Raw genomic sequence first — 26,612 nt, 5'->3', positions numbered from 1 at the left:
AAAATGTATAATTGTATGGAAACAAATACAATTTATTTGTGATAAAATATTGCAAAAAGGATAGAATTGAGATACAATGTGATTGTCAAAAAGATAACATACTTTAAGGGCGAAGGAGTGTTTGAAATGAGCAGATTTACATTACCAAGAGATATCTACCATGGAAAAGGATGTCTTGAAGAACTGAAGAACCTGAAAGGAAAAAAAGCAATCCTGGTTGTCGGAGGAGGTTCCATGAAGCGTCAGGGATTCCTCGACAGAGCTGAGAACTATCTGAAAGAAGCAGGAATGGAAGTAAAGCTTTTTGAAGGTGTTGAGCCAGATCCATCTGTTGAGACCGTTATGAAAGGTGCAGCAGTTATGCAGGAGTTCCAGCCGGACTGGATCGTAGCTATGGGTGGCGGATCACCGATTGATGCTGCAAAAGCAATGTGGGCATTCTATGAATATCCGGATGTTACATTTGAAGATCTCTGTATTCCGTTCAACTTCCCGGAATTAAGAACAAAAGCAAAATTTGCTGCAATTCCGTCAACATCAGGAACAGCAACAGAAGTAACAGCATTCTCCGTTATTACCAACTATCAGACCGGAGTAAAATACCCACTTGCCGATTTTAATATTACACCGGACGTTGCAATTGTAGATCCGGATCTTGTCATGGGTCTCCCGGTAAAGCAGGTTGCTTACACAGGTATGGATGCACTGACACATGCGATCGAAGCTTATGTATCTACCTTGAACTGTCCATTTACAGATCCGCTTGCACTGCAGGCAATCGAGATGGTTCTGGATTACCTTCCGGCATCTTACAAATGTGATGTGATAGCAAGAGAGCAGATGCATTATGCACAGTGTCTTGCAGGAATGGCATTCTCCAATGCACTTCTTGGAATCGTACATTCTATGGCACATAAGACAGGTGCGGCATTTTCAACCGGACACATTCCGCACGGATGCGCAAATGCAATTTATCTTCCATATGTAATTAAGTATAATGCAAAAGATCCGGTCGCTGCAAAACGTTATGCAGAAATCGCACGCAGAATGGGACTTCCGGGTACATCTGAGAAAGCGCTGATCAACAGCCTGTGTGCAAAGATCGATGCATTTAATGTAGAACTGAATATTCCGAAGACACTGAAAGATTTCGGTATTGACGAAGCAGAATTCAAAGAAAAAATTGCAAAGATTTCAGAACTTGCAGTTGGTGATGCATGTACAGGATCCAACCCACGTCCGATCGATCCGGCAGCTATGGAAAAACTTTTCAACTGTACATATTATGGAACAGAAGTAGATTTTTAAAAAAGAGAATACAGTTCTTACAGAGACAGACGGACTCAATATTGACCGTCTGTCTCATTTTTATATCCGGTCAGCAGGTAAAAATTCGTGTCGGCACAAGATTTTATGTAGTTGAAAATTTTGATAACCGGAAGAATTTTGGCAGATTTATAGAAGAAATATTGGTACTTATAGATAAAAAAGATAGTTATATTTATGACATAAATAATTTTTTAACAAATTAAAAAGAAATACTTGCTATTTACTTTGCAATAATTTATCATAAAGAGAGTAAATATTTTAGGAGGCAATGCAATGTACAAGATAAGAAAAGCTGAAAAACTGGCTGATAAGATTTATCTTATGGATGTAGAAGCACCACGTGTGGCAAAGCACTGTGAGCCAGGACAGTTCGTAATTGTCAAGATGGATGACAAGGGGGAAAGAATTCCGCTGACAATCTGCGATTATGACAGAGAAGAAGGAACAATTACCATCGTATTCCAGACAGTAGGAGCATCTACTGAGAAGATGGCACAATTAAAAGCAGGAGACTCTTTCAGAGATTTCACAGGACCGCTCGGATGCCCATCTGAATTGATTTCAGAGGATATTGAGAGTCTGAAGAATAAAAAGATCTTATTTGTAGCTGGTGGTGTTGGTGCAGCCCCTGTATACCCGCAGGTTAAATGGATGCACGCACATGGGATCGATGTAGATGTTATCGTTGGTTCTAAGACAAAAGATATGCTGATTCTCGAAAAAGAGATGGAAGCAGTTGCAGGAAATTATTACCCATGTACAGATGACGGTACATACGGACATGCAGGTATGGTAACAACAAAGATCGAAGCACTTGTTGCAGAAGGTAACAAGTATGATGTCTGTGTTGCAATCGGTCCGATGATCATGATGAAATTCGTATGTCTGCTCACAAAGAAACTCGAAATCCCGACTATCGTCAGCATGAACCCGATCATGGTAGACGGAACAGGTATGTGTGGCGCATGCCGTCTCCACGTAGGCGATGAAATCAAATTTGCATGTGTAGACGGACCGGAATTTGACGGACATCTCGTTAACTTTGATGAAGCAATGAAGAGACAGCAGATGTATAAGACTCAGGAAGGCAGAGCTATGCTGAAATTACAGGAAGGTGACACACATCACGGTGGATGCGGTCATTGCGGAGGTGACGAATAATGGCAGACGTATTAAAGAAAGTACCTGTAAGAGAACAGGATCCGAAGGTACGTGCAACAAATTTTGAAGAAGTATGTTACGGATATAATCAGGAAGAGGCAATGGAAGAAGCAAGCCGTTGTATCAACTGTAAGAATGCTAAATGTATTCAGGGATGTCCTGTAGGAATCAATATTCCTGCATTCGTTCATGAAGTAAAAGAAGGCAATATCGAAGAAGCATATAAGATTATCGGACAGTCTTCTGCACTTCCTGCTGTTTGTGGACGTGTATGTCCGCAGGAATCACAGTGCGAAGGAAAATGTATCCGTGGTATCAAAGGAGAATCTATTTCTATCGGTAAGCTGGAAAGATTCGTTGCTGATTACGCTCTGGAGCATGACATCAAACCGGTTGGAGCTGACAAGAAGAACGGACACAAAGTTGCCGTTATCGGTTCTGGTCCGGCAGGACTTACCTGTGCAGGCGATCTTGCAAAGCTTGGCTATGATGTAACTGTATTTGAAGCACTTCATGAACTCGGTGGAGTACTTGTATATGGTATTCCGGAATTCCGTCTTCCAAAACAGAAAGTCGTTGCAAAAGAGATCGCAAAAGTAAAAGAGCTTGGTGTTCACTTTGAGACAAACGTTGTAATCGGTAAATCTACTACAATCGATATGCTGATTGAAGACGAAGGATTTGAAGCAGTATTTATCGGATCAGGAGCAGGACTTCCAAAATTCATGGGAATCCCGGGGGAAAATGCCAACGGTGTATTTTCTGCAAATGAATACCTGACAAGAAGTAACCTTATGAAAGCATTTGATGATTCTTATGATACACCGATCGCAGCTGGTAAGAAAGTTGCAGTTGTTGGTGGTGGTAACGTAGCAATGGATGCTGCAAGAACAGCACTTCGTCTTGGAGCAGAAGTTCATATCGTATATCGTCGTAGTGAAGAAGAGCTTCCGGCCCGTGTAGAAGAAGTTCATCATGCAAAAGAAGAAGGTGTACAGTTCGACCTACTGACAAACCCGGTAGAAATCCTCGAAGAAGATGGATGGGTAAAAGGAATCAAATGTGTTCGTATGGAACTTGGTGAACCGGACGCATCAGGAAGAAGACGTCCTGTACCGGTTGAAGGTTCTGAATTCGTGATCGATGTTGATACAGTTATCATGTCACTCGGAACATCACCGAACCCGCTGATTTCTTCTACAACAGAAGGACTGGAAGTTAACAAGTGGAAATGTATCGTTGCAGACGAAGAACACGGAAAGACTTCTAAAGAAGGCGTATACGCAGGTGGAGATGCCGTAACAGGTGCCGCTACAGTAATCCTTGCTATGGGAGCCGGAAAAGCTGGTGCAAGAGGTATCGACGAGTATCTTTCAAATAAATAAGGGTTATGACCGCAGTTTCCTTTGATAGGGACTGCGGTTTTTGTATAGGTTGTGTAGACCACTTTGAAAAAAATAATCGTTCCAATTCAAGTTGTGCAAAGGGGAGAAAACTGGCGGTTATAAAGGGCGGAGAAACGGACGCTGGTTTGTGTATTTTGGCTGATTTTAAAGGAGGTTTGGAGATTAGGGTTTCTGGACAAGAAGAGTTAAAAATGGTACAATAAAAAAAGTATTATTTTGTGAAAGAGGGTTATTATGAAGTATAAATATATCTTATTTGACTTGGATGGGACGATTACGGAATCGGGACCGGGGATCATGAATTCGGTGGAGTATGCGCTGAATAAAATGAACCGGGAGGTTGGTGATCGGGATACTTTAAAGAAATTTATCGGGCCGCCGCTGACGGAATCGATGGAGAAATATTATGGGATGTCTGAGGAAGAGGCACTGCTTGGAGTAAAGTATTACCGGGAATATTATGCGGTGAAAGGCATTTTTGAGAATTCGGTGTATGAAGGGCTTGCGGAGACGCTGGAATCCTTGAAAAATGAAGGATATATACTTGCAGTGGCGACTTCCAAACCGGAAGAGTATGCAAAAAGGATTGCGGACAAATTTGACTTTGCAAAATATTTTGCAGGGATTTACGGGGCTACGATGGATGGCTCTCTGATCCGGAAGGCGGATGTGATCCGGTATGCGTTGGATAACCTGGGCGTGGAAAGGGAGAATTACGATCAGGTCGTTATGGTCGGTGACAGAAATAATGATATCTACGGTGCAAAGGAGAATGGGATCCAGGTGATCGGTGTCCTGTATGGATACGGAGATCTTGCGGAGCTTCAAAGTGCCGGTGCAGATTACATTGCAAAGATGCCGGAAGAGATTGCACAAATCATCGGAAGATGTAATCATGAGAGGGTTTGAATATGAGTAATAACGACGCAATGAACAGTGAGATTCGGTTTCTGGAAGAGGTTGAAGAGAAACTGAAGACACGCATTACCGAGATCAACGCATTGTTTCTTGAAGGAGAAAAACAGATTGAGAGCATGCATGATTATTATTGGGAAAACTATACGGAGATGGATGAGTATGGTTATGAAAATTATGATAATCAGCAGGCACTTCTCGGAGAAGTTAATGCGAACAATGAACGTCTGATGAAAAAACAGCGCCTTAAGAAAATGATCGACTCCCCATATTTCGGAAGAGTGGATTTTCTCTTTGAGGGGGAAGAAGAAAGCGAAAGTTTTTACATCGGAATCGGCAATTTTGCGCCTAAGGCAGGAATGACGCCACTGATCTACGACTGGAGGGCGCCAGTGAGCGGTCTTTTTTATGATTATGACAGAGGACAGGCTTCTTATGAAGCACCGGGAGGAACCATTGAAGGGGAGATTACTTCCAAATGGCAGTATAAGATCAAGAAAGGGAAGATGGTTTATGCATTTGAAAGTGACACCAAGATTGATGATGAGATCCTGAAACAGGAGCTTGGAAGTAACGGGGATGTACAACTGAAGAATATTGTCCGTACTATCCAGAAAGAACAGAATGAGATCATTCGGAATGTAAAGGACAAAGTTCTGGTTATTCAGGGAGCCGCAGGAAGTGGGAAAACCTCCGTTGCACTGCACCGGATTGCATATCTTTTGTATCACGACAGGAAAAATTTAAAAGCATCGGATATCCTGATCCTTTCACCGAACGGCGTATTTGCGGATTATATTTCCCACATTCTGCCAGAGCTTGGAGAAGAAAATATTCAGGAAATGAGTTTTGATCTGTTTGCGTACAGAGAATTGAAAGGAATCGTATCGGACTGTGAGGACCGTTATGATTATCTGGAGAAGCTGATCCATTTTCCGGAGATGGGAATCCGGGAGAGCTATCTGAAGAAGCAGTCTGCCGGATTTGTCGGAGAGATGGAAGGCTTTCTGGCAGTTCTGGAAGATCAGCTGATGGATTTTAAGCCGGTTAAGATCCGTACTCTGGAAAAAACCGAAGAGGAGCTGATCCATCTGTTCTATTTCAAATTTCAGGATATTCCGATCCTTGCAAGAATGGATGCGGTGATGGAATATCTGGTGGATGAATACGAGACATTGTATAACCGGAATCTTCCGGAAGATGAGGTAGAAGAGATCCGGGAGAAATTCAACCGGATGTATGTCACCCGTGATATTTACAAAATATATAACTGGTTTTTGGAGGACAGTGGGTATGAGACACTGGCAAAAATTCCGTATGAGAACAGAAAACTCCAGTATGAAGACGTATTTCCGGTACTTTATCTCAAATACCGGATGCTTGGAGGAACCAGACATAAGCATATCAAGCATCTGGTGATCGACGAGATGCAGGATTATTCATATTTGCAGTACGTGGTACTGTCCCAGCTGTTTTCCTGCCGGATGACGATCCTTGGCGACCGGGCGCAGACACTGGACAGTCAGATGCAGGATGTACTGACATTCCTGCCGAAGATTTTCGGACGTACGATCCGCAAGATCATCATGAATAAAAGTTACCGGAATACTATTGAAATCGCAGAGTATGCAGCGAAATTTACCGGGGAAAAGGATCTGGAATATCTGGAGCGTCATGGCAAACCAGTGACCGAAAAGACATTTGATTCGGATGAGGAACTGTTAAATGAACTTATCCGGGAGGCAGATGCCGGAATGGATAAATATGAGACCGCCGCAGTTCTGACGGAGACGATGGACGAGGCGTATACAATGACCAGGATGCTTTCAAACCGTGGACTTCCGGTAAACTGTATTGACCGGGACAGCAGTACCTTTGAAAAAGGCGTGACAGTAACGACTTTCTATATGGCAAAGGGACTGGAATTTGATCAGGTATTCGGCGTGTTCCCGAAGAAAGAAAATCCGATGACCGGGCAGGCAAAATACATCTGTGCAACAAGAGCACTGCATGAGCTTTATATGTATGAAAGGGCATAACTGTACAGACTGATACAGCGAAAGAGAGGAAGGAACAGGATGAAGATAACCGTACTGACGGTTGGAAAAATAAAAGAAAAGTATCTGCGGGATGCGATCGCGGAATATACGAAGAGACTGAGCCGCTACTGCAAGCTGGAGATCATTGAGGTGGCGGATGAAAAGACACCGGACAATGCCAGCGAAAATGCAGAGGAAATGATCCGGCAAAAAGAGGCCGAACGTCTTTTGAAATATATCCGTGAGGATGCATATCTTATTACACTGGAGATAGGCGGAAAGCAGCTGACCTCCGAAGAATTTTCAGAGAAAATTGAAAAACTTGGCATTCAGGGAACCAGTCACATTATTTTTGTGATTGGCGGATCCATAGGGATCGGGAAGGCAGTTCTGGAAAAATCGGATTATGCACTTAGTTTTTCAAAAATGACATTTCCGCACCAGCTGATGCGTGTAATCCTGCTAGAGCAAATTTACCGTGGATACCGGATCATGTCGGGAGAACCCTATCACAAATAGAAAAGAGGTTATTCATATGAAGATGGTAGTATTAGTAGAAAACAGTTCCAGATGCAGACTTTGTGCAGAACATGGGCTGTCGGTTTATATCGAATATGAGGGGAAGACGTACCTTCTGGATACTGGCGCAACAGCGCTCTTTGCAGAAAATGCAAAGGAGCTGGGGATTGATCTTTCGAAAGTAGATACGGCGTTTTTATCCCATGCACATTATGACCACAGTGGCGGTTTCGAGGAGTTTTTTAAGGAGAATGACAAAGCAGCGGTCTATATGCAGGAGACGTCTGCTGAGAACTGTTTTTACCGGACAGAAGGAAAAGATAAATATATTGGAATTCCGCAGCATCTTCTGGAAAATTATAAAGAGCGGTTCCGTCCGTTAAATGCAGTCTGTGAAGTTGAAAAAGGCGTCTGGGTCGTACCGCATTTTACCGGTGGTCTGGATGAGATGGGACGCAGGGCGCACATGTACCGGAAAATCGGTGAAGAGTTTATTGCAGATGATTTTGCACATGAGCAGAGTGTGGTTTTTGAGACGGGAAAAGGACTGGTGATATTTAATAGCTGTTCCCATGGGGGAATTGTCAATATTGTGCGAGAAGTGCAGATGGCACTCGGCGGGCAAAAGGTCTATGCGGTTGTCGGTGGATTTCATATGATGAAGCTTTCGGGCATGGATACACTTGCCATACCAGAGGAAGAGGTTGTGGAAACTGCGCAGGAATTGAAAGGGCTTGGTGTAGAGGAAATCTATACTGGTCACTGTACCGGAAATATTGCATTCAGGATTCTGAAAAAAGAACTTGGCGAAATGGTACATGCACTTGGAACAGGGGAAACGGTGGTATTTTAAATGAAGGAAGCCCCAGGATTTATCACGGGTAATGAGTTGATAGATCCTGGGGCTTTTATCTTGTTACATTGCTTCTTTTATGAGTATGACTTCAGGTTCGGTCATTGCATAAGCATCCAGAACTTCATCCAGCTCGTCTGCCTTGATCAGATTTTCTTCCAGAACCAGCTTATAGTGAGGGTGATAAAACAGAAGTTGAATTCTGAAAATAATTGTTAAATATGGCTATTGAATGGAATTGTGTATATAATAACTAAAAAACATTGTCGTTGACTAACCAATATGAAAGCGAGTATACTGTAGTAAAGTCAAAGGAGAAAAAAAGAAGGTGTAAAAATGCAGGCATTATCAACAGCTGTTCCGGGAAAATGGTACACGATCAAATGGATGTTCGGAGTACCGGAGGTGCTGGAAAAATTAAAGGAATTCAAAATCAAAGAGGGCAGCGAAATCCATGTGATCCAGAATGATGCCAGTGGTATGATGATTATAGCATCTGACCAGAAGCGGTTCGCTATCAGCCAGGATGCCGCCGCGAGAATTCAAGTATAACAAAGAAATGAAAAATCGATCTTACAATCACAGGAAAAGTAGGATCGATTTTTTTGTATGTCCGGATCATGGAGGAGCCAGTCTGTTCGATTTTATAAAGTTTTCACAGAATAATGGATTGTTTTCAGCTGCGATTGAAGATATAATACTTTTATGTAACAAAATAGAAGCGCGAAAGAGGGAAAACAAATGTTAGAAATTATTTGTCTTATATGGCTTTGGCGTGTGAATGGAAAGCACGCGATAAAAAGAGGACGGAATCCAAAAAAATATCGTGCATTGACACTGGGATTGTGGTTTGGCCTTGAATTTACCGGTACTTTTGTCGGAGCCTGGCTGATGCAGCTTTTGAATGCAGGTGATAATGCATTTTACGGGGCATATGTTTTTGGAATTATCGGAGCTGCAATTGGCGGTTTCACTTCTTACTGGGTTGCAAAAAAAGCACCGATGGGAAATTACAGATCAGAAGACCAGCCAAATGGATGGAATAATCAGTCAGGTGGATGGAATCAGAGCCAGAACGGTTGGGATAATCAGCCAAATGGGTGGAATCAGAGCCAGAACAGCTGGGATAATCAGCAAAATGGATGGAACCAGAATCAGAACGGCTGGAATAATCAGCAAAATGGATGGAACCAGAATCAGAACGATTGGGATAATCAACAGAATGTCTGGGGACAGCCACAGCAGGAACCGGATTGCCTTTTTACTCCGGCAACGATCCGTATTATCGAAGAAGAGGGCGGTTATACCGGCGGGCAGGATGCATTTTTCTTAAATGGCAGACCCATCTGTTCTCTGCGGCCGGGCAGTGAATATACCTTTACAACTTACGCAAAGAAGAATGTACTTACGATTGGAAGACCGACACCGGAATCGTCAGATGAGACAACGGTATTAAAGTTTATTGCCGGAGAAAAAGGTCGGATCGAAATTCATGCATGTGCGGGAAGATTGCTCCCGGGAAAATTCAGCAATTATACAGCATAGGAATATTATGTGGTTCTGAAGCATACACTGTCAACAAAACGGTATATGCGGCAATATGAGACAGAGATCCGAACAAGAAGACGGGACACGAAGGTATCGCATGGCAGATGCAGCAAATTTGCCGAAGGATGTGGTGCTGGGTGTCCCGATTCTGACTCTTACAGGGCATTATGAAGTGAATATAGAGAATTACCGTGGAATTCTGGAATATACCGAACAGCTGATCCGTATAAATGTACGTAGCGGGCAGATTCGCATCACAGGGAAATCACTTGAGATCAACTACTATACAACAACCGATATGAAGATTACCGGAAAGGTAGAGAAAATTGAGTATTCTTAGGAAGGGATGACGAAGATGCTGCGATATATTCTGAATAATCTTGCCGGATACCTGCGCATCAGAGTCGAAGGATATTCACCGGAACGCTTTTTAAATCTTTGCTGTTATCATGGGATTTTTCTCTGGAATCTGAGACCGGCAAAAGGGGCATATGAGATGAATATCCGCGTCCGGGATTTCCGCAGACTGCGACCAATGGTCAGGAAGAGCGGGGCAAAGATACGGATCACCCAGAAAAGAGGAGTCCCGTTTTTTATACATAAATACCGTGGACGGAAGCTTTTTTTTACAGGATCGGTCATCGCAATCTGTCTGATCTTTCTGCTTTCTTCTTTTATATGGAGGATTCAGATTGATGGAAACCTTGCAAGGACAGATGAGGTTTTGCTTTCTTTTCTGACAGAAAAGGGAATTGCCTGTGGAATGGCAAAAAAGAATGTAGACTGTGACCGGATTGAAAAAGATATTCGTATGGAATACGACGATATTATCTGGGTTTCAGCCTATATTCATGGGAGTTGTCTGAAGATTAAAGTCAGGGAGAATCCTGACCGGAAGGAGCTGCAGACAGAAGCTGAGGCGGAAGCGCCGATGGATATTGTGGCAGAAGCGGACGGGATCATTCAGAAGATCATTACACGAAAAGGGAATCCGCTTGTCCGGGAAGGCAGTGAGGTAAAAAAAGGAGAGATCCTTGTGAGTGGAAGTGTGGAGGTAAAGAATGATTCAGATGAGGTGACAGGATACCAGTACCGGGTATCGGATGCAGACATAATAGCACAGACAACGGTTGCGTATACAGATATTCTTGACAGGCTGCATCCGGTATGGAAAGATACCGGCAAGAAAAGTTGGAGGTTCTGGATAGAAACACCGGGAAGGCTGTATCTTTTTGGCAGGCGGGAACTACCTTACCCGGAATATAATGCGCTGACCTGCAGATATATCCTGTATCTGGAGAGACATTTTCCATTTCCGGTCTCGGTAAGAGTTGAACGGAGCAAAGAGAGCAGAAAAGAGGAGATTTCTTATACAGACAGGGAAGCAAGAGAAATTCTGTCCTATAATTTTGAGAAGTTTTGCGCCCGATTAGAGAAAAAAGGGGTTCAAATTTCAGAGAATGATGTTAAAATATACAGGGAGACGAACCGGTATTCGGCAAAGGGGAAACTGGTTTTATCCGGACCGTTCGGAATTGTACAAAAAGGAACGGTACATGAACTGCCGAAGGCAGATGCAGAAAATATACAGCAGGAAGGAAACTGATTTATGGGAATTCTTGAGACCATGATAGACATACCGGCTGAACATGAAAAAAATGTGTTTGGCCAGTTCGATATATTTGCAAAAAAAATTGAGAGAGCTTTACATGTTACGCTGATCGCGCGAAATGGAAAGGTGAAAGTCCTTGGAGAAGAAAAGAATGTAGAGAGGGCGCAGCAGGTATTGTCGCAGCTTACCGAGCTTTCCAGGCGCGGGAACACGATTCAGGAGCAGAATGTAGACTATGCCCTGTCCCTTACGATGGAAGACAGCGCGGAAGATATTCTGACAATTGATAAAGACCTGATCTGTCATACACTTCAGGGAAAGCCAATCAAACCAAAGACGCTCGGACAGAAGAAATATGTGGATGCGATCCGGGAAAAGATGATCACCTTTGGCCTTGGTCCTGCCGGAACCGGTAAAACTTATCTGGCGATGGCAATGGCAATCACGGCGTTCAAACGCAATGAAGTGGGGCGTATCATTCTGACACGTCCGGCAATTGAAGCAGGAGAAAAGCTTGGCTTTTTGCCGGGAGATCTGCAGAGCAAGATCGATCCATATTTAAGACCACTTTATGATGCGCTCTATCAGATCATGGGAGCAGAAAGCTTTATCAAGAATTCAGAAAAAGGGCTGATCGAGGTTGCGCCTCTTGCCTATATGCGAGGCAGAACCCTTGACAACGCTTTTATTATTCTGGATGAGGCACAGAATACCACACCGGCGCAGATGAAGATGTTCCTGACACGTATTGGTTTTGGATCCAAAGTCGTGATCACCGGAGACTCTACACAGAAAGACCTTCCGGCAGGACAGACATCCGGACTTGATGTGGCAGTGAGTGTAGTCAAGAATCTGGAAGATATTTCGATTTGCCGTCTGACCAGCCGGGATGTTGTCAGACATCCGCTGGTACAGCGAATTGTTAAAGCGTACGAGGAGTACGAGCAAAAGCAGGAACAGAAAAAATCCCACACTAGAGACAGAAAGAAACGAGGAACAAGATGAGACTATTTTTAGAGGATGAGGGAGCATTGAATTTAAAGCTGCCTTATGAAGAACTGGCGACAAAAGTTGCAGATGCAGTCCTGGATTATGAGAAGTGTCCGTACGAGGCGCAGGTAGAACTTCTTCTTACGATGAATGAGGAGATCCGACAGATGAACCTAGAATTTCGCGGAATCGACCGTGCAACCGATGTCCTGTCATTTCCGATGACGGAATTCCCGTCACCGGCTGATTATGCATATCTGGATACAGATGACAGTTCATTTGATCCGGAGACCGGAGAACTGATGCTCGGCAATATTGTGATTTCCAAAGAGCGCGCAAAGGAACAGGCAGAAGAATATGGCCATTCGGTAGAACGTGAATTTGCTTTCCTTATTGCGCATAGTATGTTGCACTTGTTAGGTTATGACCATATGGAAGATGAAGAACGGCTCGTGATGGAAAAGAAACAGCGGGAAGTTCTGGAGATGCTGGGAATTACAAGATAGATAAAAGTATGAGGTTTTAACGTATGGGTAAAAGGAAAAAATCAAAGGGCGGCAGTTTTCTGATGCAGGGAAGTATCCTTGCGGCAGCCGGTATTATCACAAAGATCATCGGGGCAGTATACCGGATCCCGATGCTCAATATTATGGGACTTAAAGGACAGGGCTATTATGATATGGCATTTCAGGTGTATTCTATTGCTCTGATCATTTCGTCTTACAGTCTGCCGGTTGCGGTATCAAAGCTGGTGTCTCTCAAAATGGCGGCAGGAGAGCGGAAAAATGCATTCAGGGTATTGAAGGCATCACTGATCATAGCTACGCTATCTGGTGTCACGATCATGGTGATCGTATTTTTTGGAGCAGAGGCGATCGCAGAATATCTGATGGGAGCCAAAATGAGCTGCTATTCTTTGAAGGTGCTTGCTCCCGGACTCCTGATTTGTGCGATTATGGCAGTTTTTCGTGGCTATTTCCAGGGGATGGGAACGATGATCCCGACTGCAATTTCGCAGATCATTGAACAGCTTCTCAATGCGATTGTCAGTGTTGTAGGTGCAGCCGTTCTTCTGGAAAATGGAAAACAGATGGCTAAGGTGCAGGGAAATAACCTTTTAGGACCAGCCTATTCCGCAGCAGGAGGGACACTTGGTACAGTAGCCGGTGCGCTGCTCGGTCTGCTGTTCTTACTGTTCTGCTATGTGGCATTCCGCAAGCCGATGATGCGGCAGATGAAACGGGACACCTCGAAAGAACTGGATGATTACCGTGCGATTTTCAAACTCCTGATTCTGACGATCGCACCGATCATTTTAAGTACAACAATTTATAACAGTGCAAATGTTATTGACAGTGCAATGTTCAATAAGATCATGGGTGCACAGGGAACTAGTGAGGCGGTCTGTGCAGAGCTTCTTGGTAAATTAGGACAGTATTATACCCTGTTTAACGTACCGCTTGCCGTTGCGAGTGCATTGGGATCATCTGTGATCCCGGGGCTTGTAAGCGCGGCAGAGAATCATGACAGAAGACTGTTACATAACCGGATTTATACAGTTATCCGTTACACGATGCTGATTGCGATTCCAAGCGCATTTGGATTCTTTGCACTTGGTCAGCCTATCATGGATTTCCTGTGGCCGAATGTAGATAATGTAACACAGGGAATTATGCTGAAGATCGGAGCGATTTCTCTGGTATTTTATTCACTTTCAACCGTTACGAATACAGTGCTTCAGGGTCTGGACCGTATGATGGAACCGGTAAAAAATGCAATGGTATCCCTGATACTACATATTGTATCTCTGTTTATTATGCTTGTTATGTTCAAATGGGGCATTTATGCACTGATTGGAAGTAAGATTGTGTTCTCTTTATGCATGTGTATCATGAATGCACATGATATCCGTGAAGCATGTGGATATCTTCAGGAGAGCCGTAAGACTTTTGTCATTCCGTCTATCGCCGGAGCTGTTATGGCAATTTTGGCATGGGCAGTGCATTTCGTACTTGACACCTTCATCGGAGGAAGAATCGCAACCCTGATCGCCCTCATCGTGGCAGTAGCGGTATACGCAGTCGTTCTCCTTAAAATGGGTGGCATGTCCGAAAAAGAACTCCTCGGTCTCCCAAAAGGTCACCAAATTGTAATAGTCTGCAAAAAATGCCATTTATTAAAAGAACGCAGATATTACTAAGCTGTAGATGATTTGATATCACAACCTAAAAATTCCCCCATAATGAATAAAATCCTCCAAGCAGACCAATACTTGTAGAAAAAGGAGTGTTCCTTATGGAAACAAGATATCATATTGGTCTTTTAACGGGGACTCTTCTGATTCTTGCGATCTTATCTTATGCATATTATGCAGATTATAATTACAGGAAAGAAATTGCAAGGACAGAACAGACGGAGCAGCAGGAAACAGAACAGACAGTCAGCACTCAAGGTGGCGCACACAAAGAAGGGGTGTATTATCTGAAAAACCGCAACGGATATGTGATTGTTTATCTGGACGACCAGACAAGTATTTATGAATATACGAATATCCGTGTCGAAGAGCTTCCGGAAGAACTGCAGAATGAGATCCGGGAGGGAAAGCGGTTAGAGGGAAAAGACAAGCTTTATGGGTTCCTGGAAAATTATTCCAGCTGATTAAAAAGATAACATTATTATATAGAAAAACAAAGAAGGGACAAAAGAAAAATGGAGACAGCAAAAATTGAACGCATTAATGAATTATATAGAAAATCAAAAGCAGAAGGACTGACAGAGGAAGAGAAAAAAGAACAGCAGATTCTCAGACGGGAATATGTAGATGCATTCAAAAGAAATCTTCGCGGACAGCTTAATAACATTTCAATCAAGGAGAAGGATGGATCCATTACAAATCTGGGTGAGAAATATGGACAGAAAAAAGGAAATTAGGGCAAAATTTCTGAAAATGAGACAGGCACTTCCAAAAGAAGAGGTTCGGGAGAAGAGCCTGCGGATCATGAGACGCATTGAAGAGACAGAGACATTTAAAAATGCAGACAACCTTCTTGCGTATATTGATTTTCGTGGAGAGGTGGCAACCGGAACACTGATCGAGAAGGCATGGGAGCTTGGAAAAAAGGTCTATGTGCCACGGGTAGCGGGAAAAGAGATGGAGTTTTATCGGATACATTCTTTTGAGGATCTGGAAAAGGGGGCTTATGGCATCCTGGAGCCGAAAAAAGAATGCCCTGTTTATGAAGCCGGAGAAGGGCAGACTACACTGGCAATCCTGCCGGGAAGTGTTTTTGATGAAAAAAAGAACCGTGTCGGTTATGGCGGTGGATTTTATGATCGTTATTTTGAAAAACGGAAAGATATCTGCCGGATCGCAGCTGCTTATGAAATGCAGATCGTAGAAGAAATTGAGACCGAAGAATTTGATCTTCCGGCAGATTATGTTACAACGGAAGAGAGGTTCTGGTAGAAATTCCGGAAGTGTATCATAGAGAGTTTTGATTGAAAACAGGAATGGGAGCAAACATACAGGAACATTTGAAGAAAATCAATGGATAGTATGTTTGACTCCCATTTTCAGGTTCATATAGTAAGGCTTATTCAGGATAAACCAGCTGTTTTTCTGTAATATTTTCCAGAACCTCAGTCAGATATCTTTTTGCCATATAATTTGCCATCGGAAGGTTCATGTCCAGATAGTTTCCGCAGTCTTTTGCAGCAGCTCCCGGTACGTCCCCATTGAAGTCTGTGATAAAAGCAAACATTTCTTTCATCAGTGGAACGATATCTTTTGATTCATAATCACCTACAAGAAGAAGGTAGAAGCCGGTACGGCATCCCATCGGTCCAAAGTAAAGCGTTTTTGATGCGTAGTCCCTGTGGTTACGAAGGAAGGTTGCACCAAGATGTTCGATGGTGTGAACCTCTGCAGTATTCATAACCGGTTCTTCATTCGGATTGGTCATGCGGATATCAAAGGTTGTAATGACCTGTTCGCCGGCACAATCCTTACGTGAGACGTAAAGCCCAGGAACAAGCTTCAAATGGTCTATTGTGAAACTGGTAATTTTCTCCATAATCAAGTATCTCCTTTTTTGTACTACGTTTATTATAAGATACCAGGGTAAAAAGGTCAGAAAGCCGATGCAAGCTTGCTTGCAAGAGGTTTTTTGACATCTTGACCCGCCAAAAACATGAGTAAGTAGCCATTTTTCAAAGAAAAATGAGCGGATTACGAATGTTTTTGACGATTGCGAGAGTGCAAAGCACGTAGCAATCTGGTATCAAAGGGGTCAAAATACCTTTTGACCCCAACATCATTATAACTGTCATAAAGTTTAATAACAAGCCTTTTGGTGGAAGAAAGGTGAAAAATGTGCTATAATCGTTACTGTTAACTCCCGTGCCAATCGCTATGCTGACTGGCACGGAGGATGCGTGTGTTTTTAATGATAGCAGGAGGAAGCTAAGAGATGAAAATATATATGATCCGTCATGGAGAGACGGACTGGAATAAAAAAAGAAAATTACAGGGACAGGTGGATATTCCGCTGAATGAATTTGGAAAACTACTTGCAAAAGAGACGGCTCCGGCACTCGCAGATGTTCCATTTGCGGTCTGTTACACAAGCCCGCTGAAAAGGGCGGCAGAGACGGCACGGCTCGTCCTGGGGGACAGGGAGGTTCCGATTGTCCCGGATAAGCGGATCCAGGAGATGAGCTTTGGAGAATTTGAGGGACTTTGCTGCAGAGAAGAGGGATGGAATATTCCGGATCCGGGATTTCGCAACTTTTTTAATGCACCGGAAGTGTATCAGCCGCCAAAAGGAGGGGAATCCTTTGAAGAAGTGCGGGCACGTCTGAATAATTTTCTGGAAGAACTTTATCAGAAAGAAGAGCTTCAGGATAAAAATGTACTTTTATCCACACATGGTGCAGCACTTTGCGGGATTCTGAGCCTGATGAAAGGTCTGCCGATTTCCGGGTACTGGCAGCAGGGGGTACATAAGAACTGTGCGGTATCAATTGCGGAAGTAAAAGATGGAAAAATAGAAATTTTACAGGAAAATGTGACTTATTATCAAGAGTCAGTGCAGGACTGGTAGAAAGTTATTTGATGTCCTAAAGGCTTTCTGATGAATTGTTTAATAAAAAAACTCCCATCCGGAGAAATGTGAGCTAATTATAACTCATTTCTTCTCCGGATGGGAGCTTTTTGATGTTAGATAAAATTCATTGGTATATTCACACAGATATGAGCTATTTTTCAATCGCTTTACACGAATTCCGGACAACCAGCTTACACGGCAGTTTGATCTTAAGTGCAGGTCCCGGATGCTCCCTCAGGAGATGCTGCAGAATAGAAGCTCCGTACATTCCCATATGATAAGCTGGCGCACTGACCGTTGTCAGCGGTGGAGCAGAAAACTGTGCCATATTGATATCATCAAAGCCTACGATGGAAATATCCTCCGGAACACGGATCCCGTGTTCGGTAAAGGCTTTGATCGCACCAAAAGCGATCGGATCACTTGCTGCAAAGATCGCCGTCGGCAGCTTGCCGCCGTTAATCAGATTGCATGCCATCTCATAACCGGAAGAAATCCGGAAGACACCCTCCTGGATATAAGGCTCATAAATCAGATCGTGTGCATCACAGTAATCAATAAAGACTTTTTTCCGGTAATCCGGATAGAGATGATTTTCGCCGATATATTCTTTTCCGGTAAAAAAACCGATCTCCCGATGCCCGATCCCGGTCAGATAATCCAGAGCCTCTGTAACTGCTTCACCGAAATCCGGAATAATTGTGGAAATCCGGTCATCGTTTACCGGCATATCCAGGAACAGGATGCACGAATTCATCTCATACAGATAAGAAATTTCCTCCTGACTGAATTTGCCGATACAGATCAGACAGTCTACATCCTTCAGAACGTCCATGTAATTGATGTCGCTTTTGTAGGTACGTACGATCTGGATATTGTGTGAGAGGCAGTAATCTTCAATTCCCTGACGGATCAGAAGATAATAATTATCCTCCAGTTCCTGCTGGGAAGAGAACCACTGAATGATCCCAAGGGTAAAAAGTGATTTGACAGAAGAACGTCCGCGCTTTACATAATGCAGCTCTCTTGCAGTATCCAGTACTTTCTGTCGGGTTTCCGGTGAGACATTGAGCGTCTCATCATTATTCAGTATACGTGAAACTGCTGCGGCAGAAACACCGGCAGCAGAAGCAATATCTTTGATTGTTGCCATAAGCGGCCCCCTTGTTAAAAAATTTCTGATTCTTCTATTATAACAGAGGAGTAAAAAAATGGAAAGTGAAAGAATTATGTAGAACTGTACAAAAATTCACTAGTAAATTTATTGAAATATTTAGTAAATATATATTGCAAATTTACTAAATATATTTTATAATACAATTATCAAAGCAGAATCGAAAATGTATTTGGAGGAAATGAAGATGAAACAGCTTACAAAACTTATGGAAGAAATGAAACAGGGCGTGTACCGTGATACATTAAAAGATATTTATATTGATGAAAGTGTGATTGCACATCAGGAAGAACGCTATGTAAAAGCGATGGCAGAGTATCAGAAATTGTATGGGAACAGAGAAGTAGAAGTATACAGCGCACCGGGACGAAGTGAAGTTGGTGGAAATCATACAGATCATCAGCACGGAATGGTGCTTGCAACCTCTATTAATCTGGATGCGATCGCAATTGTAAATAAAAATGAAGATATGACCGTCCGTGTGGTATCGGAAGGATATGATATGATCATTATCGATGCGAATGATGTAGAAAAGGTTGACAAAGAAGAAGGGACATCTATCGGACTGATCCGTGGCGTACTTGCAGGACTGAAAGAACGCGGATACAAGATTGGTGGATTCAATGCTTATGTGACAAGTGATGTGCTGATCGGAGCAGGACTTTCTTCGTCTGCTGCATTTGAAACAATCATTGGAACCATTGTTTCCGGACTTTACAACGATATGCAGATCAGCATGGTAGAGATTGCACAGATTGGTCAGTATTCTGAAAATGTTTACTTTGGAAAGCCAAGTGGTCTGATGGACCAGACAGCCTGCGCGGTTGGTGGACTGATCCACATTGATTTCAAAGATCCAAAGGCTCCGGTTGTAGAAAAAGTAGATGTAGATTTTGAAAATCATGCATGCAGTCTGTGCATCGTAGATACCAAAGGTTCTCATCAGGATCTGACACCGGATTATGCACAGATTCCGGCGGATATGAAAGCTATTGCAACATATTTTGGAAAAGAAGTTCTCCGTGACGTAGATGAAAAAGAATTTTTTGCAGCGATCCCGGCACTCCGCGAGAAGCTTGGAGACCGTCCGGTGCTTCGGGCTATGCATTTCTTCGGTGATAATGCGAGAGTTGCAGCACAGGTTGCATCCCTTCGCGAAGGAAGATTTGAAGATTTCCTTAATATGATCAAAGCATCCGGAGATTCCTCTTTCAAATATCTTCAGAATGTATATACTAACCGTGACGTGCAGAACCAGGCAGTATCCATTGCCCTTGCAGTCAGCGAAAATGTACTCGGAAACCATGGAGTATGCCGTGTGCATGGAGGCGGATTTGCCGGAACCATTCAGGCATTTGTGAAGAATGATTTTGTAGAAGAGTACAGAAAAGCATTGGATGCAGTATTTGGAGAAGGATCCTGCCACGTATTAAAGGTTCGTAAATATGGCGGAATGAAAGTAATCGCGTAAACGAAAATATGCTAGCTGTCAAGGTTAGACATAAATACAGATTTTAGTTTGCTATCTGAATAAATAAAGGATTCGGTGTAAAAAATGTGCCGCATTGAAAATGGATGGATAAAGGACGAGCAAAAAGATTTGGAGGAAGAAAAATGATCGATCAGGCAATTACAGAACTGGTACAGTATGGATTAGATACGGGGCTTGTAGCACCGGAAGATAAAATATTTGTTACCAATCAGATTTTAGAGGCACTTGGTCTGGAGTCTTACGAGGAGACACCAGGAAGTAGGGGTGCAGAGGAGCTGGAACAGATTCTGAAGGAGATTACAGATTATGCAGTGGAAAAAGAACTGATTGCAGATTCAATCGTGTACCGGGATCTGTTTGATACAAAAATCATGGGAAAACTGGTCCCGTTACCGAGCATGGTAAGCCATAAATTCTATGAACTGTATCAGGAAGGACCGAAAAAGGCGACCGATTATTTTTACAAGCTTAGTCAGGACAGCGATTATATCCGAAGATACCGGATTAAAAAGGATCAGAAATGGATCACAGAGACACCATATGGGGAGATGGAGATCACCATCAATCTGTCCAAACCGGAAAAAGATCCGAAAGCGATCGCGGCAGCAAAAAATGCTACACAGAGTGGTTATCCGAAATGCCAGCTGTGTAAGGAAAATGAAGGCTACGCCGGTCGCGTCAATCATCCGGCAAGACAGAATCACCGGATCATTCCGATCAGGATCGATGGAAAAGACTGGGGATTCCAGTATTCACCGTATGTGTATTACAATGAACACTGCATCGTTTTCAACGGAGAGCATGTGCCGATGAAAATTGAGCGTGCAACCTTTGCAAAGCTGTTGGATTTTGTCAGCCAGTTTCCACATTATTTTGTTGGTTCCAATGCAGATCTTCCAATCGTAGGAGGATCGATCCTAAGCCATGATCATTTCCAGGGTGGAAATCATGAATTTGCAATGGCAAAAGCTCCGGTTATTAAAGAATATGTGATTCCGGGGTATGAAGATGTGCGCGCTGGAATGGTAAAATGGCCAATGTCTGTTATCCGTCTGCAGTGCAAAGACAAAGAACGTCTGATCAGCGCAGCTGACCATATTTTAATGTGTTGGAGATCTTATACAGACGAAGCCGCATTTATCTTTGCCGAGACGAACGGAGAACCGCACAACACGATCACTCCGATCGCCAGAATCAGGGATGGGTATTTTGAGCTGGATCTTGTTCTCAGAAATAATATTACGACAGAAGAACATCCGCTTGGCGTTTACCATCCGCATGCAAAATTACATCACATCAAGAAAGAGAATATTGGTCTGATCGAGGTGATGGGACTTGCAGTGCTGCCGTCAAGACTGAAAAGTGAGATGGAACAGCTTGCAGATGCAATCCTTGAAGGAAAGGACATCCGCAGCAATGAAGTGCTTGAAAAGCATGCAGACTGGGTAGAAGAATTCCTTCCAAAATATACAGACATTACGAAAGAAAATATCATGGACATTCTCCATGAGGAAATCGGACAGGTGTTTAACCAGGTGCTGGAAGATGCCGGCGTTTATAAGCAGACAGAAGAAGGCAGGTCAGCATTTGAGCGGTTTGTTGGAAGCCTGTAATATAGAGCAAAAAAAGAATATAAAAAGATAAAAAAGGACTAAAACTCGGGTGTCGGACCGAACTTCAATTGTTCGGGGGAACTACCTGAGTTTTAGTCCTGATTTATTATACATCAGCACAAATGTACCGACAAGATAAATTCTTAGTCATCCTGTTCTTCTGTATTCAGATCCAGGATTGCCTGTCTCTTAGAAGCCCCAATATTATTTTTCAAATATTCATCGTAAGTTGTCATCTTATCGATCATTGAACCATCCGGAAGGATTTCCATAATACGGTTTGCTGTCGTTTCAACGATCTGGTGGTCTCTTGAAGAGAACAGAAGTACGCCAGGGAACTTCTTCATTCCATTGTTGAGCGCAGTGATGGATTCCATATCCAGGTGGTCAGTAGGCTCGTCGAGGATCAGTACGTTGGCACCGGAGATCATCATCTTGGATAACAGACAGCGTACCTTTTCCCCGCCGGAAAGAACTTTAACCTTCTTTACACCGTCGTCGCCGGCGAAAAGCATTCTTCCAAGGAAACCTCGTACATAGGTAACATCCTTTTCTTCCGAATACTGAGTCAGCCATTCTACGATGGTATCGTCATTGTCAAATTCTTTTCCGCTGTCTTTCGGGAAATATGCCTGTGTAGTGGTGATTCCCCATTTATAAGTACCTTCATCCGGCTCCATTTCTCCGATCAGGATCTGGAAGAGAACAGTTTTGGCAAATTCATTTCCACCGACAAATGCAACTTTGTCGTCCCGGTTCAGTGTGAAGGAAAGATTGTCCAGGATTTTTTCCCCGTTGATGGTTTTGGATAAGCCTTCGACCATCAGAACTTCATTACCGATCTCGCGGTTTGGTTTGAAATCGATGTAAGGGTATTTACGGCTGGATGGGCGAATCTCATCAAGCTGGATCTTTTCCAGGGCGCGCTTACGGGAAGTTGCCTGACGGGACTTGGACGCATTGGCGCTGAACCGGGAAATAAAGTCCTGTAACTCCTTGATCTTTTCTTCTTTTTTCTTGTTGGCTTCTTTCATCTGACGTATCAGCAGCTGACTGGATTCGTACCAGAAGTCGTAATTACCGGCGTAGAGCTGGATCTTACCGTAATCGATATCGGCAATCTGTGTGCAGACCTTATTCAGGAAATAACGGTCATGGGAAACAACAATCACGGTATTGTCAAAGTTGATCAGGAATTCTTCCAGCCATGCGATCGCATCCAGATCCAGGTGGTTGGTAGGCTCATCCAGAAGAAGAATATCCGGATTACCAAAAAGTGCCTGTGCAAGAAGGACTTTGACCTTCTGTGCACCGGTCAGCTCGCTCATCATATTGTAGTGAAGCTCTGTCTCAATTCCAAGTCCGTTCAGAAGAGATGCGGCATCAGATTCTGCTTCCCATCCGTTCAGGGTTGCAAATTCTGCTTCCAGTTCACTTGCCTTGATCCCGTCCTCGTCTGTGAAATCTTCTTTGGCATAGATCACTTCTTTTTCCTTCATGATCTCGTAAAGACGGGCATTTCCCATGATTACAGTATCAAGAACCGGATACTGGTCGTATTTGAAGTGGTCCTGCTGCAAGAAAGAAAGACGCTCACCTGGTGTGAGGATGACTTCTCCGCTGGTCGGCTCAAGCTGCCCGGAAAGGATCTTAAGAAATGTAGATTTTCCGGCCCCGTTCGCTCCGATCAGACCGTAGCAGTTGCCTTCTGTAAATTTGATATTTACATCTTCAAACAAGGCTTTCTTCCCTACGCGGAGGGTGATATTACTTGTACTAATCATAAAAATTCTCCTTATTCAAATAGAATTATCGTTTCAATTTTTGCATTACGTTCATTATGGTAACATGACTGCACAATTTTCGCAAGAGAATAAGCATTAACATAAGGAAGAATTTGTGGTATACTTATAAATCATACACGAAATATACAGCATGGTAGGACGAAAGGAGCGAGTGTTTTGACAGAAGCAGGACTGGTGTTGGAAGGCGGTGCAACAAGAGGTGTATTTACTTCCGGCGCATTGGATTATTTGATGGAAAAAGATCTGTATTTTTCATACGTGGTCGGTGTATCGGCAGGTTCCTGTAACGCAGTCGATTATGTCTCAAAGCAGATCGGCAGGACAAGGGACTGTATGATCCACAGAGGAAAGGAATACAGCTATTATTACGGACTTAAAGATTTCGTAAAAGAAAGAAGTCTTCTGGATATGGATATGATATTCAATAAATATCCGAATGAACTCTTTCCGTTTGATTTTGATACTTATTTTTCAAATGGAATGACCTGTGAGATCGTGACAACCAATTGTCTTACGGGAAATGCCGAATATATGACCGAAGAGAACGCCAGTGACCGGCTGATGAAGATCTGCCGCGCTAGCAGCAGTATGCCACTTGTATGTCCGATCGTAAATATAGACGGGATTCCGTATCTGGATGGTGGACTTGCCGATTCCATTCCGGTAAAGCATGTGCAGGAAAAGGGACTGAAAAAAATAGTTCTCATTTTGACGAGACCGGAAGGCTACCGCAAAAAACCAACTTCCAAAGCGGTCGGTAAGTTATACCGGAAGATGTACAGCAAATATCCGGCACTTGTCCGCACCTGTATCCGAAGACCGGTGATGTATAACCGGACAGAAGAATACATAGAAAAGCTGGAAAAAGAAGGAAATATCTTCGTCCTTCGCCCGGAAATGAAGCCGGTATCCAGACTGGAAAAAGATTATGATAAGCTGATGGCTTTCTACGATCATGGCTATGAAATGATGAAAAGAGAGCTTCCGAGACTTAAAGCTTATCTGGAAAAATAAGGAGGTGTGCATATGCATCTGTACGAACATCAGATTGCGACAAACGCATCGCAGCAAATGACAAAGGTAACAGAAATGGTAAGGGAAGACATCGAAAGAAGCGGTGTAAGAGAAGGGATTGCTGTGATCTTCTCACCACATACGACAGCCGGATTTACGATCAATGAGAATGCAGATCCGGATGTGGTGCATGATATGTTGTGTGGCTTTGAAAAAGTATTTCCGGCAGAACAGTTCTTCTACCAGCATGCAGAAGGAAATTCGCATGCACATATGAAGACGACGGTGGTCGGACCGTCACAGACGCTGATCATCCATGATGGAGAGATCGTCTTTGGCATCTGGCAAGATCTGTATTTCTGCGAGTTTGACGGACCAAGAAACCGTACCTTTTATGTGAAGATCATCGAAGGATAGATTAACGGAGTTGTACATCCGTCAGGGTGAATGCATGCGAAGGACAGACAGGAGCTGCTGATTCTACACCAGCGAGAGTCAGCGTAGTTCCGTCTGTCTTTTTTTCTTTTCCAGCTGTGAGAATGGTACCGGCAAGAAGCTGCGGCATATGCCGGAGAAAACTATTTGCAGTCAGCTGAATCTGTATCAGTTGGTCTTCGCGGTTAATTTTGATCGTTTCTACAGTGCGCACTGTACTTTTTCTGGTACGTCCGTTTGAAAATGCGGCAAAGTCATGCGTACCGGTAAGAAGCTGCGCTGCCTGCTGCATGGATTCCAGGTCAAGAGACTCGTTTACAACACAGGTGTAAGGACGGGAAAATAATGCTGCGGCAGGATCTGTGGCGATCCTGCAGGTATAGGTACAGCTTTTTACCGCGAGAGAAGCCACAAAACGTTCATCTGCGATTTCCAGCGAGGTGACTGCAATATCCGCCGGAAGAGCTGCGTTTAATTTCATTTTTAACAGTTCTGTATTGCCTGAAAAAGATTCTTTTTCTAATTGAAAACTTACAATCTGGTGTGTTGCGTGAACACCCGGTTCTGTCTTTACGGCAGCAAAAAGCTGTGTGGACTGTCCGGTTACATCCCTGATCGCCAGTGTAAGCTTTGATTCGATACTGGTGCTTTTTTTCTTTGTGGAAAAGCCCGGATAGCGGCTTCCGTCGTATTCTATGGTAAGTTTGATCGTTGTCATAAGCTCCTCCTGAAGTGCATTTCTGCCGTTCATTATAGCATTGATTGTCGGGCAAGGCAATTTTTATTGCCTTCCGGACCTTGGTGGCTGTTTTCCTGCCTGTATTGTCCGGATCATCTGCACCATCTGGTCGATCTGTGCCTGCTCCTGTTTGCTTTTCCCTTCTTTGATCGCTGAAAGAATCAGCGAAATCTCATCAGGGGTAAACCGGATTCCCCGTTTATTCGCACCGGTGATCAGTGACATCATCACCGGGACCAGTGCTTTCCCGTTTTTGCCGCCGGCTTTCAACGCTGCTGTCCGGATCAGCTCCTGTTTCAGCGGATCCAGATTCGCAAGATCCGGATGCTCCATCCATTCGTTCATTTTCATCCATCCTTTCTGTCTGAAATCCACTCATCATATCCGTCATATCCTGTGCTGCCTGAAATCCATTCATCATATCTGTCATATTTGCAGGATCTCCAAAGTCCATCTCTTTCATCATTTCCATCATTTGCCATATTCCGGAAAAGGAATCGAACATTTCTCTTTTTTCAGGAGAAAGATAGGGTACAACTGCTTCAAACATGCTGCCCGGATCTTTCTCCTGCTTTCGTAGCCGCCCTCTGCGATTATGATAATAAGGAGGTTGGAAACAGTAAAAGGCATTCATAAGTTCCGTAAGTTTCACATAAATGCCAGCTATACGCTGAACGTGATCGGGCAGATAGGGAAGAATGATTTTGACAAGTTGCAGAAAATCATTCGTGAGAGACTCGTCAAATGGCGTCATGACAAGGGGCGGTTTCTTTTCCATATGTCCTCCACGGTTCAGCGTTATAAATATATATGTAAAGAAGACGGAAAATATGAGATCCACATATAATAAAGCAAAGGAAGAA

29 protein-coding genes are annotated in these 26,612 nt (G+C 43.4%); 23 read left to right on the top strand and 6 right to left on the bottom strand.

What is annotated here, in order from left to right; all coding sequences use genetic code 11:
• Positions 1 to 126: 126 nt before the first annotated feature.
• From PGQ33_RS00840 to PGQ33_RS00760, 17 genes are all read left to right on the top strand, one after another.
• Positions 127 to 1,308, top strand: coding sequence for an iron-containing alcohol dehydrogenase (locus tag PGQ33_RS00840; protein WP_195250003.1), 1,182 nt, complete (start codon positions 127 to 129; stop codon positions 1,306 to 1,308).
• Between the two features lie 294 nt (positions 1,309 to 1,602).
• Positions 1,603 to 2,490, top strand: coding sequence for a sulfide/dihydroorotate dehydrogenase-like FAD/NAD-binding protein (locus PGQ33_RS00835; protein WP_055156711.1), 888 nt, complete (start codon positions 1,603 to 1,605; stop codon positions 2,488 to 2,490).
• On the top strand, positions 2,490 to 3,875 hold the full coding sequence (gene gltA / locus PGQ33_RS00830) for an NADPH-dependent glutamate synthase (RefSeq protein WP_117556726.1): 1,386 nt from the start codon (positions 2,490 to 2,492) through the stop codon (positions 3,873 to 3,875). Before PGQ33_RS00835 ends, gltA begins: the two co-directional genes overlap by 1 nt.
• A 255-nt stretch (positions 3,876 to 4,130) precedes the next feature.
• Positions 4,131 to 4,805, top strand: a complete 675-nt coding sequence (locus tag PGQ33_RS00825; protein ID WP_117556730.1) for an HAD family hydrolase — start codon at positions 4,131 to 4,133, stop codon at positions 4,803 to 4,805.
• Between the two features lie 20 nt (positions 4,806 to 4,825).
• Positions 4,826 to 6,850, top strand: a complete 2,025-nt coding sequence (locus tag PGQ33_RS00820; RefSeq protein WP_442872444.1) for a HelD family protein — start codon at positions 4,826 to 4,828, stop codon at positions 6,848 to 6,850.
• A gap of 39 nt (positions 6,851 to 6,889) precedes the next feature.
• A complete protein-coding gene (gene rlmH / locus PGQ33_RS00815) occupies positions 6,890 to 7,369 on the top strand; it encodes a 23S rRNA (pseudouridine(1915)-N(3))-methyltransferase RlmH (RefSeq protein ID WP_022219903.1) in 480 nt (159 codons plus the stop codon).
• A 16-nt stretch (positions 7,370 to 7,385) separates the two neighbouring features.
• Positions 7,386 to 8,222 carry an MBL fold metallo-hydrolase gene (locus PGQ33_RS00810; protein WP_055157137.1) on the top strand — a complete coding sequence of 279 codons (837 nt, stop codon included), beginning with the start codon at positions 7,386 to 7,388 and terminating at the stop codon, positions 8,220 to 8,222.
• A gap of 336 nt (positions 8,223 to 8,558) precedes the next feature.
• Positions 8,559 to 8,774 (top strand): FeoA family protein, encoded by a 216-nt coding sequence (locus PGQ33_RS00805; protein WP_008370804.1) that lies wholly within the window; start codon positions 8,559 to 8,561, stop codon positions 8,772 to 8,774.
• A gap of 189 nt (positions 8,775 to 8,963) precedes the next feature.
• On the top strand, positions 8,964 to 9,767 hold the full coding sequence (locus PGQ33_RS00800) for a hypothetical protein (RefSeq protein ID WP_270205067.1): 804 nt from the start codon (positions 8,964 to 8,966) through the stop codon (positions 9,765 to 9,767).
• Between the two features lie 100 nt (positions 9,768 to 9,867).
• Complete coding sequence (gene yqfC / locus PGQ33_RS00795; RefSeq protein WP_022219963.1) at positions 9,868 to 10,110, top strand: sporulation protein YqfC; 243 nt, start codon at positions 9,868 to 9,870, stop codon at positions 10,108 to 10,110.
• Between the two features lie 15 nt (positions 10,111 to 10,125).
• Positions 10,126 to 11,376 carry a sporulation protein YqfD gene (locus tag PGQ33_RS00790; protein ID WP_270205066.1) on the top strand — a complete coding sequence of 417 codons (1,251 nt, stop codon included), beginning with the start codon at positions 10,126 to 10,128 and terminating at the stop codon, positions 11,374 to 11,376.
• 3 nt (positions 11,377 to 11,379) lie between these two features.
• Complete coding sequence (locus PGQ33_RS00785) at positions 11,380 to 12,387, top strand: PhoH family protein (protein WP_022219964.1); 1,008 nt, start codon at positions 11,380 to 11,382, stop codon at positions 12,385 to 12,387.
• The gene (ybeY, locus tag PGQ33_RS00780; RefSeq protein WP_118219035.1) at positions 12,384 to 12,878 is read left to right on the top strand and encodes an rRNA maturation RNase YbeY; all 495 of its coding nucleotides are present in this window, start codon (positions 12,384 to 12,386) and stop codon (positions 12,876 to 12,878) included. The genes PGQ33_RS00785 and ybeY overlap by 4 nt, the downstream gene beginning before the upstream one ends.
• Positions 12,879 to 12,901: 23 nt before the next feature.
• Positions 12,902 to 14,572: a putative polysaccharide biosynthesis protein gene (locus PGQ33_RS00775; protein ID WP_270205065.1), complete on the top strand. Its 1,671-nt coding sequence runs from the start codon at positions 12,902 to 12,904 to the stop codon at positions 14,570 to 14,572.
• Positions 14,573 to 14,667: 95 nt separating this feature from the next.
• Positions 14,668 to 15,030: a hypothetical protein gene (locus PGQ33_RS00770; protein ID WP_055296647.1), complete on the top strand. Its 363-nt coding sequence runs from the start codon at positions 14,668 to 14,670 to the stop codon at positions 15,028 to 15,030.
• A gap of 51 nt (positions 15,031 to 15,081) precedes the next feature.
• Positions 15,082 to 15,303, top strand: a complete 222-nt coding sequence (locus PGQ33_RS00765; RefSeq protein WP_055157151.1) for a DUF896 domain-containing protein — start codon at positions 15,082 to 15,084, stop codon at positions 15,301 to 15,303.
• Positions 15,281 to 15,838: a 5-formyltetrahydrofolate cyclo-ligase gene (locus tag PGQ33_RS00760; protein ID WP_270205064.1), complete on the top strand. Its 558-nt coding sequence runs from the start codon at positions 15,281 to 15,283 to the stop codon at positions 15,836 to 15,838. Before PGQ33_RS00765 ends, PGQ33_RS00760 begins: the two co-directional genes overlap by 23 nt.
• Before the next feature lie 127 nt (positions 15,839 to 15,965).
• On the opposite strand, the gene PGQ33_RS00755 is transcribed toward PGQ33_RS00760, so the two are convergent.
• Entirely contained in the window at positions 15,966 to 16,445 is a 480-nt protein-coding gene (locus PGQ33_RS00755) for an S-ribosylhomocysteine lyase (protein WP_118219042.1), read from the bottom strand.
• Positions 16,446 to 16,841: 396 nt separating this feature from the next.
• On the opposite strand from PGQ33_RS00755, the gene PGQ33_RS00750 reads away from it, so the two are divergent.
• Entirely contained in the window at positions 16,842 to 17,474 is a 633-nt protein-coding gene (locus PGQ33_RS00750; RefSeq protein WP_055248837.1) for a histidine phosphatase family protein, read from the top strand.
• A 154-nt stretch (positions 17,475 to 17,628) separates the two neighbouring features.
• Here PGQ33_RS00750 and PGQ33_RS00745 read toward each other — a convergent pair whose 3' ends face one another.
• Complete coding sequence (locus PGQ33_RS00745; RefSeq protein WP_270205063.1) at positions 17,629 to 18,630, bottom strand: LacI family DNA-binding transcriptional regulator; 1,002 nt, start codon at positions 18,628 to 18,630, stop codon at positions 17,629 to 17,631.
• Between the two features lie 208 nt (positions 18,631 to 18,838).
• Here PGQ33_RS00745 and PGQ33_RS00740 point away from each other — a divergent pair, with 208 nt between their 5' ends.
• Both PGQ33_RS00740 and galT read left to right on the top strand, forming a co-directional pair.
• The gene (locus PGQ33_RS00740; protein WP_270205062.1) at positions 18,839 to 20,122 is read left to right on the top strand and encodes a galactokinase; all 1,284 of its coding nucleotides are present in this window, start codon (positions 18,839 to 18,841) and stop codon (positions 20,120 to 20,122) included.
• A 143-nt stretch (positions 20,123 to 20,265) separates the two neighbouring features.
• Positions 20,266 to 21,756: a UDP-glucose--hexose-1-phosphate uridylyltransferase gene (galT, locus tag PGQ33_RS00735; protein WP_270205061.1), complete on the top strand. Its 1,491-nt coding sequence runs from the start codon at positions 20,266 to 20,268 to the stop codon at positions 21,754 to 21,756.
• A 143-nt stretch (positions 21,757 to 21,899) separates the two neighbouring features.
• On the opposite strand, the gene PGQ33_RS00730 is transcribed toward galT, so the two are convergent.
• Positions 21,900 to 23,540: an ABC-F family ATP-binding cassette domain-containing protein gene (locus PGQ33_RS00730; protein ID WP_117558663.1), complete on the bottom strand. Its 1,641-nt coding sequence runs from the start codon at positions 23,538 to 23,540 to the stop codon at positions 21,900 to 21,902.
• A gap of 177 nt (positions 23,541 to 23,717) precedes the next feature.
• On the opposite strand from PGQ33_RS00730, the gene PGQ33_RS00725 reads away from it, so the two are divergent.
• Positions 23,718 to 24,575, top strand: coding sequence for a patatin-like phospholipase family protein (locus PGQ33_RS00725; RefSeq protein WP_270205060.1), 858 nt, complete (start codon positions 23,718 to 23,720; stop codon positions 24,573 to 24,575).
• Positions 24,576 to 24,587: 12 nt separating this feature from the next.
• Complete coding sequence (locus PGQ33_RS00720) at positions 24,588 to 24,992, top strand: secondary thiamine-phosphate synthase enzyme YjbQ (protein WP_008370619.1); 405 nt, start codon at positions 24,588 to 24,590, stop codon at positions 24,990 to 24,992.
• A gap of 1 nt (position 24,993) precedes the next feature.
• Here PGQ33_RS00720 and PGQ33_RS00715 read toward each other — a convergent pair whose 3' ends face one another.
• The 3 genes from PGQ33_RS00715 to PGQ33_RS00705 all read right to left on the bottom strand — a co-directional run bounded on the left by PGQ33_RS00715 (position 24,994) and on the right by PGQ33_RS00705 (position 26,231).
• Positions 24,994 to 25,728, bottom strand: a complete 735-nt coding sequence (locus PGQ33_RS00715; RefSeq protein ID WP_270205059.1) for a tRNA pseudouridine synthase A — start codon at positions 25,726 to 25,728, stop codon at positions 24,994 to 24,996.
• A gap of 63 nt (positions 25,729 to 25,791) precedes the next feature.
• A complete protein-coding gene (locus PGQ33_RS00710; protein WP_195368524.1) occupies positions 25,792 to 26,094 on the bottom strand; it encodes a hypothetical protein in 303 nt (100 codons plus the stop codon).
• Between the two features lie 2 nt (positions 26,095 to 26,096).
• Complete coding sequence (locus PGQ33_RS00705) at positions 26,097 to 26,231, bottom strand: hypothetical protein (RefSeq protein ID WP_270205058.1); 135 nt, start codon at positions 26,229 to 26,231, stop codon at positions 26,097 to 26,099.
• Positions 26,232 to 26,359: 128 nt separating this feature from the next.
• Between PGQ33_RS00705 and PGQ33_RS00700 the strand changes: the two genes are divergently transcribed.
• Positions 26,360 to 26,596 carry a hypothetical protein gene (locus PGQ33_RS00700; protein ID WP_044998655.1) on the top strand — a complete coding sequence of 79 codons (237 nt, stop codon included), beginning with the start codon at positions 26,360 to 26,362 and terminating at the stop codon, positions 26,594 to 26,596.
• The last annotated feature ends 16 nt before the right edge of the window (positions 26,597 to 26,612 follow it).

Source organism: Coprococcus sp. AM100_B19A (assembly GCF_027662015.1).
Taxonomy (GTDB): Bacteria; Bacillota; Clostridia; order Lachnospirales; family Lachnospiraceae; genus Allocoprococcus; species Allocoprococcus comes.
This window is presented reverse-complemented; position numbering and strand designations above follow the sequence as displayed.

Bases quoted from the DNA above. Each gene is read 5' to 3' on its own strand.
- PGQ33_RS00840 (WP_195250003.1), top strand. From the start codon at position 127: ATGAGCAGATTTACATTACCAAGAGATATCTACCATGGAAAAGGATGT.
- PGQ33_RS00835 (WP_055156711.1), top strand. From the start codon at position 1,603: ATGTACAAGATAAGAAAAGCTGAAAAACTGGCTGATAAGATTTATCTT.
- gltA (WP_117556726.1), top strand. From the start codon at position 2,490: ATGGCAGACGTATTAAAGAAAGTACCTGTAAGAGAACAGGATCCGAAG.
- PGQ33_RS00825 (WP_117556730.1), top strand. From the start codon at position 4,131: ATGAAGTATAAATATATCTTATTTGACTTGGATGGGACGATTACGGAA.
- PGQ33_RS00820 (WP_442872444.1), top strand. From the start codon at position 4,826: ATGAACAGTGAGATTCGGTTTCTGGAAGAGGTTGAAGAGAAACTGAAG.
- rlmH (WP_022219903.1), top strand. From the start codon at position 6,890: ATGAAGATAACCGTACTGACGGTTGGAAAAATAAAAGAAAAGTATCTG.
- PGQ33_RS00810 (WP_055157137.1), top strand. From the start codon at position 7,386: ATGAAGATGGTAGTATTAGTAGAAAACAGTTCCAGATGCAGACTTTGT.
- PGQ33_RS00805 (WP_008370804.1), top strand. From the start codon at position 8,559: ATGCAGGCATTATCAACAGCTGTTCCGGGAAAATGGTACACGATCAAA.
- PGQ33_RS00800 (WP_270205067.1), top strand. From the start codon at position 8,964: ATGTTAGAAATTATTTGTCTTATATGGCTTTGGCGTGTGAATGGAAAG.
- yqfC (WP_022219963.1), top strand. From the start codon at position 9,868: ATGGCAGATGCAGCAAATTTGCCGAAGGATGTGGTGCTGGGTGTCCCG.
- PGQ33_RS00790 (WP_270205066.1), top strand. From the start codon at position 10,126: ATGCTGCGATATATTCTGAATAATCTTGCCGGATACCTGCGCATCAGA.
- PGQ33_RS00785 (WP_022219964.1), top strand. From the start codon at position 11,380: ATGGGAATTCTTGAGACCATGATAGACATACCGGCTGAACATGAAAAA.
- ybeY (WP_118219035.1), top strand. From the start codon at position 12,384: ATGAGACTATTTTTAGAGGATGAGGGAGCATTGAATTTAAAGCTGCCT.
- PGQ33_RS00775 (WP_270205065.1), top strand. From the start codon at position 12,902: ATGGGTAAAAGGAAAAAATCAAAGGGCGGCAGTTTTCTGATGCAGGGA.
- PGQ33_RS00770 (WP_055296647.1), top strand. From the start codon at position 14,668: ATGGAAACAAGATATCATATTGGTCTTTTAACGGGGACTCTTCTGATT.
- PGQ33_RS00765 (WP_055157151.1), top strand. From the start codon at position 15,082: ATGGAGACAGCAAAAATTGAACGCATTAATGAATTATATAGAAAATCA.
- PGQ33_RS00760 (WP_270205064.1), top strand. From the start codon at position 15,281: ATGGACAGAAAAAAGGAAATTAGGGCAAAATTTCTGAAAATGAGACAG.
- PGQ33_RS00755 (WP_118219042.1), bottom strand. From the start codon at position 16,445: ATGGAGAAAATTACCAGTTTCACAATAGACCATTTGAAGCTTGTTCCT.
- PGQ33_RS00750 (WP_055248837.1), top strand. From the start codon at position 16,842: ATGAAAATATATATGATCCGTCATGGAGAGACGGACTGGAATAAAAAA.
- PGQ33_RS00745 (WP_270205063.1), bottom strand. From the start codon at position 18,630: ATGGCAACAATCAAAGATATTGCTTCTGCTGCCGGTGTTTCTGCCGCA.
- PGQ33_RS00740 (WP_270205062.1), top strand. From the start codon at position 18,839: ATGAAACAGCTTACAAAACTTATGGAAGAAATGAAACAGGGCGTGTAC.
- galT (WP_270205061.1), top strand. From the start codon at position 20,266: ATGATCGATCAGGCAATTACAGAACTGGTACAGTATGGATTAGATACG.
- PGQ33_RS00730 (WP_117558663.1), bottom strand. From the start codon at position 23,540: ATGATTAGTACAAGTAATATCACCCTCCGCGTAGGGAAGAAAGCCTTG.
- PGQ33_RS00720 (WP_008370619.1), top strand. From the start codon at position 24,588: ATGCATCTGTACGAACATCAGATTGCGACAAACGCATCGCAGCAAATG.
- PGQ33_RS00715 (WP_270205059.1), bottom strand. From the start codon at position 25,728: ATGACAACGATCAAACTTACCATAGAATACGACGGAAGCCGCTATCCG.
- PGQ33_RS00710 (WP_195368524.1), bottom strand. From the start codon at position 26,094: ATGAACGAATGGATGGAGCATCCGGATCTTGCGAATCTGGATCCGCTG.
- PGQ33_RS00705 (WP_270205058.1), bottom strand. From the start codon at position 26,231: ATGGCAAATGATGGAAATGATGAAAGAGATGGACTTTGGAGATCCTGC.